Origin of the sequence: Flavobacterium sp. Leaf359 (assembly GCF_001423985.1) — a bacterium.
Taxonomy (GTDB): Bacteria; Bacteroidota; Bacteroidia; order Flavobacteriales; family Flavobacteriaceae; genus Flavobacterium; species Flavobacterium lindanitolerans.
In genome coordinates this window covers 521,563-541,509 of record NZ_LMPW01000010.1, presented here as the reverse complement: position 1 = coordinate 541,509, position 19,947 = coordinate 521,563, and the positions used below count along the sequence as shown (strand labels likewise).

Annotated in this window: 15 protein-coding genes and 1 pseudogene; 9 read left to right on the top strand and 7 right to left on the bottom strand. The window is 37.4% G+C overall.

What is annotated here, in order from left to right; translation table 11 throughout:
- Positions 1-91 (top strand): annotated as a pseudogene (locus tag ASG38_RS18255) (DUF983 domain-containing protein); the annotation flags it as partial.
- Position 92: 1 nt separating this feature from the next.
- On the opposite strand, the gene ASG38_RS06675 reads toward ASG38_RS18255, so the two are convergent.
- From ASG38_RS06675 to topA, 7 genes are all read right to left on the bottom strand, one after another.
- Positions 93-1,142 carry an FAD-binding oxidoreductase gene (locus ASG38_RS06675; protein ID WP_056068396.1) on the bottom strand — a complete coding sequence of 350 codons (1,050 nt, stop codon included), beginning with the start codon at positions 1,140-1,142 and terminating at the stop codon, positions 93-95.
- 66 nt (positions 1,143-1,208) lie between these two features.
- Positions 1,209-2,096: a gliding motility protein GldN gene (gene gldN, locus ASG38_RS06670; RefSeq protein ID WP_056068394.1), complete on the bottom strand. Its 888-nt coding sequence runs from the start codon at positions 2,094-2,096 to the stop codon at positions 1,209-1,211.
- Positions 2,097-2,147: 51 nt separating this feature from the next.
- The gene (gene gldM, locus ASG38_RS06665; RefSeq protein WP_056068392.1) at positions 2,148-3,692 is read right to left on the bottom strand and encodes a gliding motility protein GldM; all 1,545 of its coding nucleotides are present in this window, start codon (positions 3,690-3,692) and stop codon (positions 2,148-2,150) included.
- A gap of 56 nt (positions 3,693-3,748) precedes the next feature.
- Positions 3,749-4,396, bottom strand: coding sequence for a gliding motility protein GldL (gldL, locus tag ASG38_RS06660; RefSeq protein WP_056068390.1), 648 nt, complete (start codon positions 4,394-4,396; stop codon positions 3,749-3,751).
- Between the two features lie 62 nt (positions 4,397-4,458).
- The gene (gene gldK, locus ASG38_RS06655) at positions 4,459-5,829 is read right to left on the bottom strand and encodes a gliding motility lipoprotein GldK (protein WP_056068388.1); all 1,371 of its coding nucleotides are present in this window, start codon (positions 5,827-5,829) and stop codon (positions 4,459-4,461) included.
- A gap of 146 nt (positions 5,830-5,975) precedes the next feature.
- Positions 5,976-7,127, bottom strand: a complete 1,152-nt coding sequence (locus tag ASG38_RS06650; RefSeq protein ID WP_056068386.1) for a formimidoylglutamase — start codon at positions 7,125-7,127, stop codon at positions 5,976-5,978.
- Between the two features lie 3 nt (positions 7,128-7,130).
- Positions 7,131-9,650 carry a type I DNA topoisomerase gene (gene topA, locus ASG38_RS06645; protein WP_056068383.1) on the bottom strand — a complete coding sequence of 840 codons (2,520 nt, stop codon included), beginning with the start codon at positions 9,648-9,650 and terminating at the stop codon, positions 7,131-7,133.
- A gap of 310 nt (positions 9,651-9,960) precedes the next feature.
- Here topA and ASG38_RS06640 point away from each other — a divergent pair, with 310 nt between their 5' ends.
- The 8 genes from ASG38_RS06640 to secG all read left to right on the top strand — a co-directional run bounded on the left by ASG38_RS06640 (position 9,961) and on the right by secG (position 19,851).
- On the top strand, positions 9,961-11,508 hold the full coding sequence (locus tag ASG38_RS06640; protein ID WP_157486062.1) for a vitamin K epoxide reductase family protein: 1,548 nt from the start codon (positions 9,961-9,963) through the stop codon (positions 11,506-11,508).
- 71 nt (positions 11,509-11,579) lie between these two features.
- Positions 11,580-13,772, top strand: coding sequence for a peptidase domain-containing ABC transporter (locus ASG38_RS06635; protein ID WP_056068379.1), 2,193 nt, complete (start codon positions 11,580-11,582; stop codon positions 13,770-13,772).
- Between the two features lies 1 nt (position 13,773).
- Positions 13,774-15,066: an HlyD family secretion protein gene (locus ASG38_RS06630; RefSeq protein WP_056068377.1), complete on the top strand. Its 1,293-nt coding sequence runs from the start codon at positions 13,774-13,776 to the stop codon at positions 15,064-15,066.
- A 111-nt stretch (positions 15,067-15,177) separates the two neighbouring features.
- Complete coding sequence (miaB, locus tag ASG38_RS06625; RefSeq protein ID WP_056068375.1) at positions 15,178-16,626, top strand: tRNA (N6-isopentenyl adenosine(37)-C2)-methylthiotransferase MiaB; 1,449 nt, start codon at positions 15,178-15,180, stop codon at positions 16,624-16,626.
- A gap of 112 nt (positions 16,627-16,738) precedes the next feature.
- Complete coding sequence (locus ASG38_RS06620; protein WP_056068373.1) at positions 16,739-17,995, top strand: sigma-54-dependent Fis family transcriptional regulator; 1,257 nt, start codon at positions 16,739-16,741, stop codon at positions 17,993-17,995.
- Positions 17,996-18,023: 28 nt separating this feature from the next.
- On the top strand, positions 18,024-18,527 hold the full coding sequence (locus ASG38_RS06615; RefSeq protein ID WP_056068371.1) for an LptE family protein: 504 nt from the start codon (positions 18,024-18,026) through the stop codon (positions 18,525-18,527).
- Between the two features lie 18 nt (positions 18,528-18,545).
- Positions 18,546-19,475 carry a tetratricopeptide repeat protein gene (locus ASG38_RS06610; RefSeq protein WP_056068482.1) on the top strand — a complete coding sequence of 310 codons (930 nt, stop codon included), beginning with the start codon at positions 18,546-18,548 and terminating at the stop codon, positions 19,473-19,475.
- A 4-nt stretch (positions 19,476-19,479) separates the two neighbouring features.
- A complete protein-coding gene (gene secG, locus ASG38_RS06605; RefSeq protein ID WP_056068481.1) occupies positions 19,480-19,851 on the top strand; it encodes a preprotein translocase subunit SecG in 372 nt (123 codons plus the stop codon).
- Positions 19,852-19,947: the final 96 nt, after the last annotated feature.

The following is a 19,947-nucleotide window of genomic DNA, read 5'->3' as shown; positions in this document are numbered from 1 at the left end:
CATTATTTTTATGCCAATTATTATGAGGGTATCCCGAAATATCTGGATTAATATGTTTGTGGATTACGATAAGGACTGGGATAAAAAGTAAGTTACCATTTTACTTTTTTGAATCGCAGGATATCTGCAGAATTGTCTATCGGTTTTCCAAGTTCAATACTTTCAAATAATTGTTTTGCCATATCAGGCCCAATCATAACGCCCCTTGTGCCAAGCCCGTTCAGCAGGTGAAGGTTTGGATATTTTGGATGTGTTCCTACCAACGGCCTTCTGTCTGCCACTGTAGGCCTTATTCCGGCCAGATGTTCAACAATTTCAAAATCGCATTGCAGAATTTCTTTACTGTTCTCTAAAAGCTGCTTTTTGGCTTCTTCGGTCGGTTCATTGGTTTTATCCGCCCAATTGTATGTCGCACCTACTTTATACAAATCATTACCCAAAGGCAGCACAAATACCGATGCTTTGATTATGGCATCCAGATCTAAATTTTTAGCTTTAATAATCAGCAATTCACCTTTTGTTCCTTTTAAAGGTAAGTGTCCAAAATAAGGATTGGCTGTCATTCCATAACCTTCGGCAAAAACAATATTTTTGGCCGCAATATCCTTATATTGAATATAGCCTTCTTTAAATTCTATAGCCGAATAATCAAAAATTTCTTCCCTTAGCAAGTTATTTTCTTTCACATAATTGCGATAGCTTGACAATAGTATATCCGTATCGACATAGCCAGACTGCAAAACTTCGCCAAAATTAAATGGCGAATCAATTGCCTTATATTTTTTGGAAACCAATTTTGAAGAAAGAAAAGGTGTTAATCCAACCTTATCTGTTGCCAGAAACCAATCATTTTGTTCTTCTACAGAAAAGAATTTTCTGTAGACCGGAGTAGTGAAGTTAAATCGGGTATTCAGCTTTTTTTCCAGATTTCCATAAAAAACCTGAAGCAGGTCCAGTTGTTCCTGAGCCCTCCATACTCCGCTAAATCTTTTCAGAATAACCGGATTATACAATCCGCCTGCAACTTTAGAAGAACGTTGCGAATTATTCTCAAAAAACAAAATGGATTTATTATGCTGTGAGGCCGTTTCGCCAAACGCAATTCCGGCCAATCCGCAACCGACAATTAAATAATCAACCATGATGCAAAAATAAAAAACTCTTGCCTTTGAAAGGCAAGAGTTTTATTTGTATTGGAGAAATTTTTATTAATAATTCCACATATCCTGTTCGAAGTTGCGGATCTTATCTTTTACTCTTTCTGATTCTAACAATTGCATCTGTGCATTGTCTTTCATATATTCTTCAATCTTTCTGTCACCCATAACGTTTTCTTCCTGATAAATCACTCCATTAAAACGGCGCGAATTCAATAAGTGGTCAAATGTAATAGGAAGTGCAGAGTTTTTGTCGTTGAAAGCTTTTGCTTCATGAAGAACGTCACGTACTGCCGGGAAGTATACCCAAAACAATTCGATTGGATCTTCTTGCTCGGTTCCCATTGTATAAACGTCTGGAACTACAGGACAGATACCTTGCAAACGGTATTTCAATTCACCTTGACGCTTGTCAAAATACCAGTAACCTTTGATTTTGTAACCCATTACGTCAGCAGGCATAATATCTGTTTTAACGATATTATCTTCAGTAATTTTCTCACCTGCATTATATTGCTCACGACCTGCATCTGTTGTATCAATTTTTGACAATGATGATTCAATGTCTTTAAGTGATTTCTTAGTCGTAAAATAGCTGTCGTCATATACTTCGGCGATTTTTCCTGACTTCATATTATCCACAAGAACTGCATACAATGATTTTCTGTCTGGCCCAAGGTTACCCTCAACCGGAAAATACATTGGAAAATTGATTCTCTCATCAAGATCAATAAATTCCCAAACCATTTTGCCCATCAATACGTCACGATCGTGAACATATCCATAAGGTAGTGGTTTATCATTATCGGACTTAAGCTGAGCTTCTGTTTTCTTTCCGATTTCTTGAGGAGTTTTCGCATTCAAAAGATTAGACTGTGCAAAAGACACACCAGAAACTAAGCTTAATGCTACTACTAATGAAAAATTTCTCCAATTCATTTTCTTGTAATTTATTAGTTTGTTAAGTTTAAAAACTCAAACTTTCAATAATTATTGTGTTATTTCGTAAGCAACAGGTGCTGTTTTAGGAAGCATGATTGAACTACCTTCCAATTTAGTCTTAATTTCAGAAATAATGACTACATCACCTCTACCCGCTTTTTGGATTGCAGCTTTCGCTCTTCCATCCATTTTGTTACCAGAAACAACAATTGTAGGTTGTCCAGGAACTTTAATATTGAAACCAACTACATTCAAAGTAACATCAAAATCAAAGTCTTCAAGAATAGCATTAACAGTCTGAACTTCAAGGTTTGATTTAGGACCTTTAACAGTACCTGTTTCTCTTCCTCTCAAAGCACCTGTTGGCCCTGGAATATTTTTAATTCTGAATACTTTCTTAGAATTTACAGATGTTCCATCAGGTAATTTACCTGAAACATTGATAACCAATTCACGTCCAGCTCCAGGACTCATATTATAAGCACCAGCTTTACCAGCTTTTGTTAGACCAGGAGCAGATGCTGTAACATTATTATCAGATATACCAGCAAACGAAATTGTCATTGGGTTTACAACACCACGATAAACAACGTTCATTTTATCAGCAGAAATGGTAGCTTCGTTAGGTCTTGGAACTACAACGTAAGTACCTTTAAATGGTAAATTAATTTTCTTACCGTCTTCAATGAAGTTGAATGAACCTCCAATGTTTTGTTCACCAACTCCACCAGCAGTCAAATTAATTTTAGCCTGTCCGGTTGCATTATCTAAAACTGCACCTGTAACACTTTCAGGTTTTGTATTTTCGTCATAACGACCCAAAACTACTTTACCAGTAACTTTTTCACCTTGGAAATATGCATTTTTATCAAGAACAACAATCGCTTGGTAGTTGCTATATGAAGCTGCTTGTACAGCCGCTTTTCCTAAAGCAGCACTGTATACATCAGATTCCGCTTTTTTAACATCACTCTGCCATGCTGACAATTTAGCCAAAGAAGCGATTGCAGGAAAACCTTTAAAGTGGTAGTTCAAGAATTTATCTTTCAAACCATCTTTTGTAGTAACATCAGAAACATCAAATGATTTGTTTACCTGATTTAAGATAGCTGAGTATTTTTTCTCATTACCAAGTGCATTTTTCATCTCTGCCTTATAGGTTTCGATAGCACTCATAACTTCTTTACCTCTTTTAGTGTATCCATCACCAATAAACCAACTGTTATCAAGGTTATCACCTTTATCCATGGATTCATATGGTAACTTACCGTTTTCTGGCTGAACACCTTTAAGTGTTTCATTTTTCAAAGTACCGATAAAATCGTAAAATTTCTTCGTTGCAGCCTGAACTTTATGAGCTGTTTCTGCCGCTACAGCAAATTCTCCTTTAGCTTCAGCAGCTTTAGTATCTAATGATTGCAGCATCTGCTCGTTAGTTAATTTTGCCGCTTCGTTCGCTGTTTCAAATTTTTCATTCATTAGTCCAAAAGCAGATAAAACTTCTTTGGACATGTTTAGTGCCAACATCGCGATGAAAACCAGATACATCAGGTTAATCATCTTCTGTCTAGGGGTTAATTTTCCTCCTGCCATTTTTTCTAATTAGTTTATTTTTATTTTGTTAATGAAAAAATATAGTCTTAAACTAATTATCCTTTGTTACTCATTGCAGAAAGCATACCACCGTAAACATTGTTCAATGAAGCGATGTTTGCAGTCATAGATTGCATTTGTTCTTTTAATTTAGCAGCGTTGTCAGCGATTTCTTTGTTAGCCTCAGCATTTCTAGAAGCACTTTCCAATTGTACTTTGTACAAGCTGTTTAATGACTCCATTTGAGCTGCAGCCATAGATAATTCTTCGCTGTATTTTTTAGTAGCCGCAATTCCGTCAGCAGCCGGAGAAATTCCTTTAGCAGCAGATTCGAAATTTTTGATGCTGTTTCCTAAGCTAGCCATCAATTCACCATCGATTTTAGCTTCTTTCAACAGGTTATCTAATTTTTGAGACAATAGACCTTGAGCTTCTGTTGGGTTTTCTTTTTTAGCTTCTTTCTTTTTAGCTTCACCTCCTGCTAATTCAGGATATACAAGAGTCCAATCAATTTCGTTATCTACAGGCTCGAACGCAGACAAAGCAAAGATAATCGCTTCTGTTACAAGACCAATAGTTAACATTACGTTTCCTGTTAGTGGTCCTATTTCGAAGTGGATAATCTTAAATAATGCTCCTACGATTACAACTGCCGCTCCCATACCGTAAGCGAAATTCATTGCTTTTTTGCTTAAAATTGCCATAATAATAAATAGTTTTTAGTTAGTTAAGTAAATATAATAATTATAAAGTTGGTTAAATTTTCTTATTTAGGTGTGTTTCCTGTATTTTGAACACCCATGTAATCCTGTACGGTTCTGAAACCGATAAAGCTTCTTGCAGAATCAGCATATTCGAAGTCTCTTGTACTTACCTGCAAGAAATAAGCAACATCTTTCCAGGAACCTCCACGTGTTACTTTACGCTCATTTTTAGCATCCGGCACGTTAGGGTTCATTGTAGATACATATTCGTAAGATGATGCATCATAAGAAGAGTTTGTCCACTCCGCTACGTTACCTGACATATTATAAAGGTTATAATCGTTAGGCTCGTATGATTTCGCTTCTACAGTATACAAAGCTCCGTCAGCAGCGTAGTCACCACGGTTAGGCTTGAAGTTTGCCAGGAAACAACCTCTGTCGTTTTTAGCATAAGGACCACCCCAAGGGAAAGTTCCTGACTCAAGACCTCCTCTAGCAGCGTATTCCCACTCTGCCTCTGTTGGAAGACGGAAAGAGTTGATTTGGTTTCTTCCTTTTTTCTTCGCCTTGATGTATGCGTTTTTGTATAATGTTCTCCAAGCACAGAAAGCTTTAGCCTGTTTCCAGGTAACACCTACTACAGGATAATCATCATAAGCCTGGTGCCAGAAGTAATCATTATGCATTGGCTCATTATAAGAGTAAGCAAAGTCTTTAATCCATACTGTAGTATCAGGATAGATTTCAATTGGCTCCGTCTTTTTATAGAAATCTTTTCTTCCTTTTTTCTTAACCGCATCGTTTAGATTCGCTTCAGAGTAACGGAATTTCAATTTTGAAACATCAATAGTTCTTAATCCGTTGTATGATTCAGCAGCCGGCAAGTACATGGAGTCCATAACCTCAACATAATATTCATCCGGATATTTCTGAGGATCTGTAATCAATTTTACTTTTTTATTCAGCTTTCTTCCTGCATACGGATCATCTCCTGTACCAACACTATAGTAATTCTCATACATATATTTGTCATAAGGAGACATTGTAGCCGGATCTGTATCATCAAACGCAAACTCACCGATACCACCAGTTCCTTTGGTCTGACCTACTTCTTCAGCAAGAATAGCCAAACGCATTCTGATAGTTGAGTCTTTCACCCAATTCACAAATTGCTTGTACTCGCTATTCGTAATTTCTGTTTCATCCATATAAAAGGATCGAACGGTAACCGTTTTTGTCGGAGCGTCCTGTACGTTGGCTAAATCATCATCTGATTTACCCATAATAAAAGCACCACCTGGAACCAGAGTCATACCGTATGGTTTTTCTGGATGCCATTTTCTGCCTTTCACACCTACTAACTCCCCTTTATCGCTCGAACCACAGCTTGTCAATATTGATGCTAATGCTGCTAATGCAATGAACTTCTTCATATAAATTTGGGTTATGATATATTCTTATTTTTTAAGGGCGTAAACCTATTTATTATTTTTCTAAAAAACAATTTTTTTATTAAAAATCCTTAAATAAAGTATAACATTGACCTAAGGATGTGTTAAAAAAAATAGGAACGTGCCGTCTATACTATATTTTTCCTTTGTGCCTTCCACCATCTTTCCGGGATTTCGTTGGCACAAGCACCTAAATAATCTTCATAAGTGCAAGGTAATAACGTATTTCTTTTTAATTTATTATTAACATTTGAAATAAAAGGTATTTCTATCCACCAACGCTCTGTTTTGTGGCTTTTAAAAAATACCAGTTCCTCGTCTTCTAAAGGCACAATGTATTTTAAATAGTTATCTCTGCTTCCAAACGGATACTCGTTCGAACGATAATGATAACCTTCAATAAAATACCACACAATTTGGGCGATCAGAACTGCCTCCTGTTTTGAATTATTGTGATTAAAAATGCCAAAAATTGAAACTTTATCGCTGATTCCTGCATATCTTGATAAAGAACAGATTTCTTTCCCGTTAAATCCGTTGGGTGTAAAAGTAATAAAATTACCGGAATCAGAAGATTTCACACATGTTAAATCTACACTCACAATATCCGCATCTCTGAAAACCGGCTCGGCTATTGAGATATTATTGGAAACTTCACCCAAACGATAGGCATCAAAGAATAATTTTTCTATTAAATCAATCTCTTCCTGTGAGTTATAATAGGTTTGATAACCCAGGTTACTGTAATTAAAAAGATTGTTAGGTTCTTCAACAATCATTTTAGTAAGATAGGAATTTGCAGAAAGTGGTCTATCGGCTGCTCCAAAGTCAAATCTACTATCGATAGACGCAACATTTACCATTTGTTCCAATTCATCAAAGGCTCTGTATAGCGGATAAGTCAAATCCTGTGAACCGCCAATAACTATCGGAATGATTTTGTTTTTCAACAAATAGGCTGTCACTTTTTTTAAGGCGAAATAGGTATCTTCTATATCATTACCTGCCAAAATATTTCCCAGGTCTGCAATTGATGCTTCCCAGTTTCCCGGAAACAATCCATACAGTTCCTTACGGATATGCGACAGCTTTGTATTTTCAATTTCAATATGGGCACCTCTGTTTTCCTTCACTCCGACAATTGCGAGTCTGATTTTGCTTAAATCAGGAAAGTCTTCTCTGGTATGCAGTACTACCTTACTCCCTAAGTTCTGGGAAGACAGTCCGTTAATAAACTCCAGTATCTCTTCGTCTAAAGGAGTCAGAAAATCAAATTCCATATATTATTTCTTTTTTACAGTAGTTTTTTTAGCAGCCGGCTTTTTCGTAGCGGTTGTCTTTTTTGCCGCGGTCTTTTTTGCAGGAGCCTTCTTCTCAATCATATCTTTTACTTCGTCCAAAGTAAGCTTGGATGCATCAACATCTTTACTCAATTCTATCTTGACCTTTCCTTTGGTAATGACTGAACGTCCCCAACGCGCTTTTTCAACACGGATTCCGTCTTCTTTCCAATCATGGATTACCTTATCAATTTCTTTTTGAAGTTTATCCTCTATCAATTCAGTAATGTCGGATTGGGAAAGATTGTCGAAATTGTATTTTTTGCTGACATTAATAAACATGCCATTCCATTTGATAAAAGGTCCGAAACGACCCACTCCTTTTTGTACAGGCTCATTTTTATACGTTCCGATTGGAGCATCCGCCTGTTCTTTTTCGGCTATTAATTCTTTGGCACGGTCAAAAGTAACGTCCAAAGGATCTTCTCCTTTTGGAAGCGAAATGAACATTTTTCCAAATCGCACGTAAGGCCCGAAACGACCATTGTTAACTTCTACCTCTTCTCCTTTATAATCTCCTAATTTTTTAGGCAGCAGGAACAAATTCAAAGCTTCTTCCAGAGTGATATTTCCAATATTCTGGTCGGCCATCAGACTTGCAAATTGCTTTTCATCATCTTCTGCATCACCTATCTGGGCCATTGGACCAAATTTACCCAAACGAACACTTACAGGTTTTCCTGTTTTCGGGTCCGTTCCCAGAATTCTCTCTCCCGATTCTCTCTCTGCATTGGCTTCTACATCTTTTACATTAGGATGGAACTGGTCATAAAATTCCTGCATCATCTTTGCCCAGTTTACATTTCCTTCTGCAATTTCATCAAAATCCTGCTCAACTTTTGCAGTAAAATTATAATCTAATATTTTTTCAAAATTCTTTACTAAGAAATCGGTCACAATAACACCAATATCAGTTGGAACGAGTTTTCCTTTATCAGAACCTGTATTTTCCTTTAGTAGCTTTTCATCAACTTTTCCGGACTGTAAGGTCAATTGCGTATATTTTCTTTCCTGCCCGTCCAGATTTCCTTTTTCAACATAATTTCTATTAATAATTGTCGAAATGGTTGGAGCATAAGTCGACGGACGGCCAATTCCAAGCTCTTCCAGTTTTTTAACCAAAGAAGCTTCCGTATACCTTGCCGGCGGTCTGGAATAACGTTCTGTTGCAGTGATATAATTGTTCTGAAGTTTTTCATTCACTTTTAAAGCCGGAAGCATTCCTTCCTGTTCTTCGTCTTCATCATCATGCCCTTCCAGATATACTTTAAGAAATCCTTCAAAAAGCAAAACTTCTCCGGTTGCCGCAAACACCTCTGAATGGTTATTGGCTTCAATTTTTACATTGGTTCTTTCCAATTCGGCATCACTCATCTGCGAAGCCAATGTTCTTTTCCAAATCAGATCATAAAGTCGGGCCTGGTCTCTATCAATATTCACCGTATGTCTTGACATATCTGTCGGACGGATGGCCTCGTGTGCTTCCTGAGCACCTTTGCTCTTATTGGCAAAAGTTCTGGGCTTTGAAAACTCCTTACCATACGATTTGATGATTTCTGCCTCAGCAGCATTTATGGCTTCATTCGACAGATTGACACTGTCTGTTCTCATATAGGTAATCAATCCCGCTTCATAAAGCCTTTGGGCCAATTGCATCGTCACCCCAACCGGAAGGTATAATTTTCTTGCTGCTTCCTGTTGCAAAGTGGAAGTAGTGAAAGGCGCTGCCGGTGATTTTTTGGTAGGTTTCGTTTCTAAATCTGATACCTTATATGTAGAACCTATATTTTTATTCAGGAAATCTTCGGCTTCTTTTTTTGTATTGAAATTCTTTGGCAGTTTTGCCTTAAATGTTTTTCCGGCTTCATTTGAAAATTCTGCTACTATAGAGTATGAAGCTACGGCTTTAAAATTTTGGATTTCTCTTTCTCTTTCTACAATTAATCTTACCGAAACCGATTGCACTCTTCCGGCAGAAAGCCCGCCTTTTACTTTTCTCCATAAAACCGGAGAAAGCTCATAACCCACCAATCTGTCCAGGACTCTTCTTGCCTGCTGCGCATTTACCAAATCGTAATTAATTCCTCTTGGATTCTCAATCGCTTTTTGAATTGCCGTTTTGGTAATTTCATGAAAAACGATTCTTTTGGTTTTAGATGGCTCTAATTTCAATTCTTCTGACAAATGCCACGAAATGGCTTCTCCTTCACGATCCTCATCACTCGCCAGCCAAACCGTATCTGCTTTTTTAGAAAGATCCTTGAGTTTTTTCACCAATGCTTTTTTATCAGGAGAAACTTCATATTTTGGAAGAAAGCCATTTTCAACATCTACTCCTATTTCTTTAGAAGGCAAATCTGCTATATGTCCGTAACTGGACTCTACCTGATATTCGCTCCCTAAAAACTTCTCAATGGTTTTTGCCTTCGCAGGCGACTCAACGATCACTAAATTCTTTGCCATAATGCTTTTGTTTGTGTCGCAAAAGTATATGAATTTTTTAAATATTGCATTTCAGAAAATTTTAAAAGTAAAATTATTAACTCATAGCTGACTTCTGAAACAGAACAAAACACTGATTTTTAAAAGATTGAAAATACAATATGAATTTTAAGACTCCCTACCTTATATAGACATCCTTTACCTCCTATCGACATCCTTTTTATGTTAAACATTCGGATTTCATAACCGATTTTCATTTCTTATTTATAAATTTATGCAAACATATTACAAGATTTTTCCTACCATGAATCCAAACTAAAACGAAAACATCGTGATTTCAGTCCTTAAGAAATACCTAGAACAGAATCGGCATAGCAATCTGAATGAGGAATTTAAAGATATTTATCTCTCACACCCCAACTACCCAAGCTTGTTTTCCGTCACAGACACTTTGGAAGTATTGCGCATTGAAAACATGGCTGCCAATGTTCCTAAAAATCAGCTTGAAAATCTTCCGGAACATTTTATTGCAGCTATAGAAGTCAAGGATGCCCTAAACTTTGTCTTTGTCAGTAAGAACCATGACACTATTATTTATGAGACCGAAAACAATGAAAAACATACCGTAACCCTGGAAGAATTTCGGGAATTATGGAAAGGTTTGATTCTGGCAATTGAGAAAAACGAAAAACCATCTGATATAAAAAAATCAGAACACAAAATAGCCATTACTTTAGCACTATTGGCCACTGTTTATCTGGTTTCTAATTTTGCTTACGGATTTGAAATTTACGGCTTCCTGTTCAGAACCCTATCATTTATAGGATTGCTTGCCGGTATTTTTATACTTTTAGAAAAAAATGAGAACGGCAACGAACTCGTTTCTAAAATCTGTAGCTTTAATTCCAATACCTCCTGTGATTCTGTAATTAAGTCAAAAAACAGCCGGATTACCCAATGGCTTGATTTTACAGACTTGCCCATTTTATTTTTCTCCATCAATTTTATAGCCGGTTCATTAGCGGGGTTTGCTTTTGGCATTATCGGGTTACTTAGCCTGCTGTCATTACCAGTCTGTCTTTATTCAGTATACCTGCAACAGACAAAGCTTAAAAAATGGTGCATGCTCTGCCTTGTTGTGTCGTCTTTGGTTTTGGCACAATCATTATTGTACATTTTATACTTTGATAATTTCAAGATAAATCTAACAGCTGCCATCCATTACACTATTATAACTGTAATTTGTTCTGCCTTGTGGTTTCCGTTAAAAAAAATTATATCCGAAAGAAAAGACCTGGCAGACAAAAACAAGGAACTTTCCAGATTCAAAAGAAATTTCAAGCTATTCGAATTTCTTTCTTCAGATGTACAGGAGTTGCCGGAATTGACAAGCCTAAAACCTATTCTTTTTGGAAATCCGGAAGCTTCATTAACCTTAAGGCTTTTCCTTAGCCCTAGTTGTGGTCATTGCCATACAGCTTATCAAAAAGGGAAAGACTTTATGGAAAAATATCCCGAAAAAATCAGGTTGGCGGTTTATTTTAACCTGAATATAGACAATCTTGGAAATCCTTATGTGCCTGTCGCAACAAATCTGCAGCAGATCTATTTCAGCAATGGTAATATCAGGCAGGCTATTGAAGACTGGCATGTCCAAAATCTCAATATCGAAGACTGGTTAAAAAAATGGAAACAGCAAACCATCAGCGAGGAAGTAGCGACAGAACTCAATAGACAATACCAATGGTGTATCAAAAACGAATTCAATTATACGCCGGTAAAAATAGTAGACCATAAATTATTGCCTAAAGAATATGAATTGGAAGAAATAAAATATTTCCTGTCGGAACTGGAAGACCTAAAAGCCGCAATCGTTTAGACGTAAATTACAGACTAGTTGTTCATCCTAAGGAAATAAGAAATATATTTGACTAAATTCTGAAAAAATTAATGCAGAAATTCCCTTTTTTCAAACAAGCCGACCAAAAAGACTGTGGCCCTACCAGCTTGAAGATTATTGCCAAATACCATGGCAAAAATATCAACATACAAAAGCTTCGCAGTCTAAGCGAAACCACCAGAGAGGGAAGCAATTTGCTATCGCTAAGTGAAGCGGCAGAAAAAATAGGATTCCGGACACTGGGTGTACGGCTCAGTTTAGAAAAACTGGAAGAAGCCCCTTTACCGTGCATATTGCATTGGAATAACAATCACTATGTCGTACTGTATAAAATCAAAAAAGGAATTTATTATGTTTCTGACCCTGCCTTTGGGCTGCTCCAATACAATAAAGAGGATTTTTTAAAATCCTGGATTGGAAATAATGCAACCGAAGCAACCCAGGAAGGAATAGCCCTTCTTTTTGATACTACACCCAAATTCTACGAAAACGAATTTGAAAAAGAAAACAAAAGCGTTTTTGGTTTCGGACTGCTTTCAAGATATGTATTCCGGTACAAATCGTTTATTATTCAATTAGCGATTGGACTTCTGGCAAGCAGTTTATTACAACTGATTTTTCCATTCCTTACGCAAAGCATCGTCGATATTGGAATCCAAAACCAGAATATTCACTTCGTTTATCTGGTCTTGTTTGCCCAGCTTTTTTTGTTTGCCGGAAAAACAGCTTTGGAACTTATCAGAAGTTGGATATCACTCCATCTTTCGGCAAGAATAAACATTTCGCTTATTTCTGATTTCTTTATCAAACTGATGAACCTGCCAATTTCCTTTTTTGACGTCAGGATGACCGGAGACATCATGCAGCGAATCAACGACCATAACAGAATTGAGCGACTGTTAACAACCTCGTCTCTGGATGTGCTGTTCTCTATAATCAACATGATTATAATGGGAGGTGTTCTGGCCTATTATAATCTGAAAATCTTTTTGGTTTTCTTTGCCGGAAGCCTGCTCTATTTTCTTTGGATTATACTGTTTCTTAAACGAAGAGAAGCCTTGGATTACAAACGTTTTTCAGAAATCAGCCAGGAGCAAAGCAAGGTCATCGAACTCATAAACGGGATGCAGGAAATTAAGCTCCACAATGCCGAAAAGCAAAAACGCTGGAGCTGGGAATACATTCAGGCCCGCCTTTTTAAAGTTTCCATGAAAGGATTGGTATTGGAACAAACACAAAACATTGGTTCCTCAACCATCAACCAACTTAAAAACATCTTCATTATTTTCCTTTCTGCCAAATTGGTTATTGATGGAGAAATTACGCTGGGTATGATGATGGCAATTACCAGTATTGTAGGAAGTCTCGATGGCCCGATTACACAACTCATCCAATTCATCCGGGAAGTACAGGACGCAAAAATATCACTTTCCCGATTATCTGAAATCCATGAAAAAGAAGACGAAAGCCAACAGGAAGAAAATCAGATTCATGAATTTCCTGTTGATTCCGACATTGTGCTTAAAGACGTCAGCTTTAGATATACAGGAACAGACACTCCTGTTTTAGAAAATCTGAATCTTGTCATCCCTGCCAATAAGATAACGGCAATTGTAGGAACCAGCGGCAGTGGTAAGACAACGCTGATGAAGCTCCTGTTGAAATTTTACGATTGCGACAAAGGAGAAATTACGGTTGGAAACACGCTCCTTAAAAACATTGCCCAAAAAGCATGGCGTGCCAATATTGGCGCTGTGATGCAGGAAGGCTATATTTTTAATGATACAATAGCCAACAACATTGCGATTGGTGTTGACATTATAAACAAGGAAAGACTCGCCTATGCCAGCGATGTGGCAAATATCAAAGGATATATTTCAGGCTTGCCTTTGGGATATAACACCAAAATTGGCATGGAAGGCATTGGCATGAGTACCGGGCAAAAGCAACGATTATTGATTGCCAGGGCGGTTTACAAAAACCCGGAAATGTTGTTTTTTGACGAGGCTACATCGGCACTTGATGCCAACAATGAAAAAGAAATCATGGAAAAACTGGATGTTTTCTTCAAAAATAAAACTGTTGTGGTAATTGCACACCGACTAAGCACCGTGATGAACGCTGACCAGATAGTAGTTCTCGATAATGGAAAAATAATAGAACAGGGCAATCACGAAGCATTAGTAAAATTAAAAGGAAGCTACTACCAGCTTGTTAAAAACCAACTGCAACTCGGAACATAATATGCCAGACGATAAACACATAGAACTGCGAAGTGAAGAGGTTCAGGAAATCCTGACCAAAGTACCGCATTGGATGATACGATGGGGAAATGTGGTTATTTTAACCGTACTGTTATCCTTACTGGTCATGTCGTGGGTTGTAAAATATCCTGACATTGTCTCTTCAGAAATTACCATAACCACGCAAATCCCTCCACAAAGACTCATTACCAAAAGTTCGGGGCGTATTGAGAAAATTTTTATCAAAAACGGAGAAACTGTTTCGGCAAATACAGCTTTGGCCGTAATTGAAAACACGGCCCGATATCAGGATGTGTTTTTGCTAAAAAGCATTATCGACACCCTTAAAATAGATAAGGGTTTTATCCGGTTTCCGTTTGAATCGCTCCCTTCCATGCAGCTGGGTGAAATTGAAGGGCCGTTTGCCGTATTTGAAAAAGATTTTATTGCTTACAGCCTTAACAGAAAATTACAGCCTTATAAAGTAGAAGGCGCTGCACAAAATTATGAAGTCATTGAAATCAAAGAAAGGCTAAACCTTTTGCAACAGCAAAAACAAATAAGCGAAACAGAAATTCAACTTAAAAAGAAAGAGCTTGACCGTTATAAAAAACTTTATGATAAGGGCATTATATCCACACAGGAATGGGAAACTAAAAATTTAGATTATCTCCAGACAGAAAAAAACCTGCGTGGACTTAGTTCCTCTATTTCGCAAATGAAATCGTCGTTGAATGATTTGAACAAAAACAGCAAATCGACAAAAATTAACGAGACTAAAGACGATGTAAGTCTGTTCAGGAATGCCATCCAATCCTATAACCAGTTGAAAAAAGCCATTGCCGATTGGGAATTAGCCTATGTGCTCCGGTCATCAATTTCAGGCGAAGTCTCTTTCATGCAAGTATGGACAGAAAACCAAACCATTACGGCAGGCGATAATGTTTTTTCTATTATCCCGAAAGAATCTGACAATTACATCGGAAAGATAAAAGCCAAGGCTCAAAATTCAGGAAAAATCAAAATTGGCCAGAATGTAAATATCCGTCTCGCAAATTATCCTGACCGGGAATTTGGAGTCATCAGAGGGAAAATACAATCCATCTCTTTAACCCCTGATAAAGAAGGCAACATTCTTATTGATGTATCATTGCCAAACAAACTGGAAACTTCCTATCACAAAAAGATTGCATTTCGTCAGGAAATGAGCGGAACTGCCGATATTATCACCCAGGATTTGCGATTAATGGAGCGACTGCTTTACCAATTTCGGGATTTATTCCGAAGAACCTAAAAACGGTAAAAAACATTCCAAAAACATTGTTAAATCTAAATATGACATCTTGTCATATTACTTCAAATAATTGTATCTTTGCAAACTGATTAAATTTCTCTTTGGGAGACTATGGAAAAGATAATAGAAGAAAACAAGCAAGGAGAAAGCCTTGTATTAGAACATAAAACAGGAAACACCAAAAAGCTTTTTATTGAAAGTTATGGTTGTGCCATGAACTTTTCAGATAGTGAGGTTGTAGCCTCTATTTTATCTGAAAATGGTTTCAATACCACCCAAATTCTGGAAGAGGCCGATTTGGTATTGGTCAACACCTGTTCCATTCGGGACAAAGCAGAACAAACTGTACGAAAAAGACTGGAAAAATACAATGCTGTAAAACGCAGCGTGAATCCAAAAATGAAGGTGGGTGTATTGGGCTGCATGGCAGAACGCCTTAAAAGTCAGTTTTTAGAAGAAGAAAAAATTGTCGATTTGGTTGTCGGCCCGGATGCTTATAAAGACCTTCCAAATCTTTTGCAGGAAGTAGAAGCCGGAAACGATGCCATTAATGTTATTCTTTCCAAAGATGAAACTTATGGCGATATTTCTCCGGTTCGTTTGCACAGTAATGGCGTTACTGCATTTGTTTCCATAACAAGAGGATGCGACAATATGTGTACCTTTTGCGTAGTTCCTTTTACCCGTGGCCGTGAAAGAAGTCGTGAGCCGCAAAGCATTATGGAAGAAATCGCCGACTTGTCTAACAGAGGTTTTAAAGAAATTACTTTATTAGGACAGAATGTCGACAGCTATCTTTGGTATGGTGGTGGTTTGAAAAAAGATTTTGTCAAGGCAACCGAATTCCAAAAAGCTACGGCTGTTGATTTTGCCCAGTTACTGGAAATGGTCGCTACAGGATTTCCAAAAATGCGTATCCGTTTTTCAACATCGAATCCGCAGGACATGCACGAAAGCGTATTGCATGTTATTGCAAAATATCCAAACGTATGCAAACACATCCACCTTCCTGTACAATCCGGAAGTGACAGGATATTGGCAGCAATGAACCGACTGCATACCAGAGAAGAATATATCCAACTGATTGATAAGATAAACCGTATCATTCCGGGTTGTGGCATCACTCAGGATATGATTTCAGGATTTCCTACCGAAACGGAAGAAGACCACCAAGATACATTGAGCTTAATGGAACATGTCAAATACGGTTTCGGATATATGTATGCCTATTCTGAACGTCCGGGAACACTGGCCGGAAGGAAAATGGAAGATGATGTGCCGGAAGAAACAAAACTAAGAAGGCTTCAGGAAATAGTTGATTTACAAAGAAAACACAGCGCTTTCAGAACCCAGGAATTCTTAGGACAAACTGTAGAAGTGCTGATAGAAAAGACTTCAAAAAAATCTGAAGAGCAATTCTCAGGCAGAAATTCACAAAGCATAACAGTTGTTTTTCCTAGAGAAAATTATAAAATAGGTGATTTCGTAAATGTAAAAATCAATAGTTGTACCAGCGGCACTTTAATTGGAGAAGCCGTTGGGTATAGTGATATGAATTAATTTTTAGATTTATGATTTAAGATTGCAGATTTAAGATTGCAGATTTAAGATTGCAGATTTAAGATTTGAGAAGGCAGTTAAAAGAAAAAAAACATCATTTAAAATAATTTAAATGGAATCAGTTCAAGCCATAAAACAGCGATTTGAGATTATCGGGAATGACCCGAAACTGAATCGTGCAATAGAAAAAGCAATTCAGGTTGCACCGACAGACATTTCCGTCTTAGTGGCAGGAGAAAGTGGTGTCGGAAAAGAAAGCATTCCTAAAATCATCCACTCGCTTTCACACAGAAAGCATGGAAAATATATAGCCGTAAACTGCGGTGCGATTCCGGAAGGAACTATTGACAGTGAATTATTTGGCCACGAAAAAGGTGCTTTTACCGGAGCAACTTCAACCCGTGAAGGCTATTTTGAAGTCGCTGACGGAGGTACTATTTTCTTAGATGAAGTTGGTGAACTTCCTTTAACCACACAGGTACGTCTGTTACGTGTTTTGGAAAACGGAGAATTTATAAAAGTAGGTTCCTCTCAAGTCCAAAAAACAGATGTAAGGATTGTGGCGGCTACCAATGTCAATATGTTTGATGCCATCGAAAAAGGAAAATTCAGGGAAGACCTTTATTACAGATTAAGTACTGTCGATATTACGCTTCCGCCTTTAAGAGAAAGAAAAGATGATATCCACCTGCTGTTCCGGAAATTTGCAGCCGATTTTGCACACAAATATAAAATGCCTCCAATCAAGCTTGATGACAATGCAGTCCATTTCTTGTTGCAATTCCGTTGGAGCGGTAACATCCGTCAGCTTCGAAACGTGGCAGAGCAGATTTCTGTTTTGGAAACCAACAGGGATATTTCGGTGGCAACATTACAATCTTACCTTCCATCAGAAGGCAGTCAGTTACCGTCTGTAATCAAGGACAAAAAAAGCGAAAGTGATTTCAGTAACGAAAGGGAGATTTTATACAAAGTGCTTTTTGACATGAAAAGCGACCTGAATGACCTGAAAAAACTGACATTGGAATTGATGCAGAATGGAAATACAAAAGTTCAGGAAAACAACAAAAACCTGATTCAGAAAATTTACGGAAGCAACCCTTCAGACAGCGAAATTGCTTTTGAAGAACAGCCTAGTGTGGCCTTAATCACAAAGCCAAAAGCGGAAGAACATTTTGAAGAAAACGATGACAATTTCACATTTGCTGAAACCGTTGAAGAAGAAGAAATCCTGAAACTGGAAGAAAAGGAAATCGAACTTATCAAAAAATCATTGGAAAAAAACAAAGGAAAAAGAAAGGCAGCGGCAGATGAGCTTGGAATTTCCGAAAGGACACTATACCGAAAAATAAAGCAATTTGATTTGTAAAAACTGTCTATATTTGACAAACTAAAGCATGAAATACATTAAATACATCATCCTTCCGGTCTTATTCCTTGCCTTCAATGGCTGTTCTGTATATAATTTTACAGGAGCGAAACCCATTAACGCCAAGACCTTCCAGGTTAATTATTTTCAGAATAATGCCGACCTTATCGAACCCGGAATTGAACGTAAATTTACTCAGGATTTGCAAAACCTGATTCAAAACCAAACGAATCTGAGCCTGACAAATTCAGGAGGCGAATTGGTTTATGAAGGCGAAATTGTGGATTACAGGGTTTCTCCAATGACTGCCACGGCCGACCAAAGAGCTGCCCAAAACCGTTTGACAATCTCTGTAAACGTACGTTTTACAAATAAGAATAAAGAAGAAGATGATTTTGAAAAAAGATTTTCTTTCTTCTATGATTTCCCCGGAACAAGCCAGCTTGTAGGGTCACAACTGACTACTGCACTGGATGTAATTTTTGAAAGGATTACACAAGACATCTTTAACGAATCATTAGCCAAGTGGTAACAAAATAAACTATTGAATTTGAACCTTACTGAATTTACAACCTTACTAAGCCACCCAAATGCCGTCAGTGAAAGACAGGTATCTGCTTTGGAAAAAATAGTCGAAGAATTTCCCTATTTCCAAAGCGCAAGAGCTTTACGCCTAAAAGGATTGTACAATCAGGACAGTTTTAAATACAATGGCGAATTAAAAGTCACTGCCGCACATACAACAGACAGGAGCGTATTGTTCGAATACATCACCTCTGAAAATTTCATGGCCATCAACAAAGCTTTTTTTGCAGAAAAAGAAGCCCGAATCAATGCCATTAAAGTTCATGAGATTGAGATTCTGAATCCGGAGAAAAAAGAGGAGCCTGTGAAAATCGACCCTCTCGAACAATCTATTCTGACTTCAATACGCGAAGCTTCTGCCTCAAAACCGCAACAGGTTGAAGAAGAAAAAGCCATAGAAATTCCGCAGCAAGAAACAAAGCCGGAAATCCCGGAAGAAAGCATAGAAGAAAAACTGGAAATTGGGAAACCATTGGAATTTTCCCGTGGAGAGAAACATTCTTTTCAGGAATGGCTTCAATTATCGACTTTTAAGCCAATCCAGAGAGAAGAAACTCCAATCGAATCTGAAAAAACAGCTAATACGGAAGAAATTTCAGAAATAGATTCAGAAAAAAAGAAAAAATTAGAAATAATTGACCGGTTTATCGAAGCCAATCCAAAAATTTCTCCTGTTAAAAACACTACTCCTATTTCATTGGTTTCTGAGCGGAACTCCCAAGATAATTCATATCTGATGACAGAAACCCTGGCAAAAGTTTATCTCGAACAAAAGAAATATCAAAAGGCAATTCAAGCTTATGAAATATTAATTTTGAAATATCCAGAAAAAAGTCATTTCTTTGCAGACCGAATTTTGGATATTAAGACATTACAACAAAATAACAATAATTAAAACAATGAGCACATTTACAATTTTTTTGGTTTTAATCACAATCGTTTGTTTTCTACTAGTCGTAGTTATTATGGTACAAAACCCTAAAGGTGGCGGTTTGTCATCTACACTGGGCGGTGGCGGACAAATGGGTGGAGTTCAGAAAACTACTGATTTCTTAGACAAAAGTACCTGGACACTAGCCGGATTGTTAATTGTTTTGATTTTATTGTCTAGTTTGAGCTTCACAGGAACTTTTGGTGGCAATACATTAAAAACAATCGACCCAAAAGCAGCTCCGGCTCCAAAAACGGCTGCAGCTCCGGCAAAAACCAATGCAGCAGAAACTCCGGCTACAGCGCAACCAGCAGCTACAGCACAGGACACAGCAAAATAATTTTTTTGAAAAAATACATTCAAAATGCCAACACGTCAGATGTTGGCATTTTTTTTTGACCAAAATGTCATAAATAGCGATTGGCACAATTTCTGT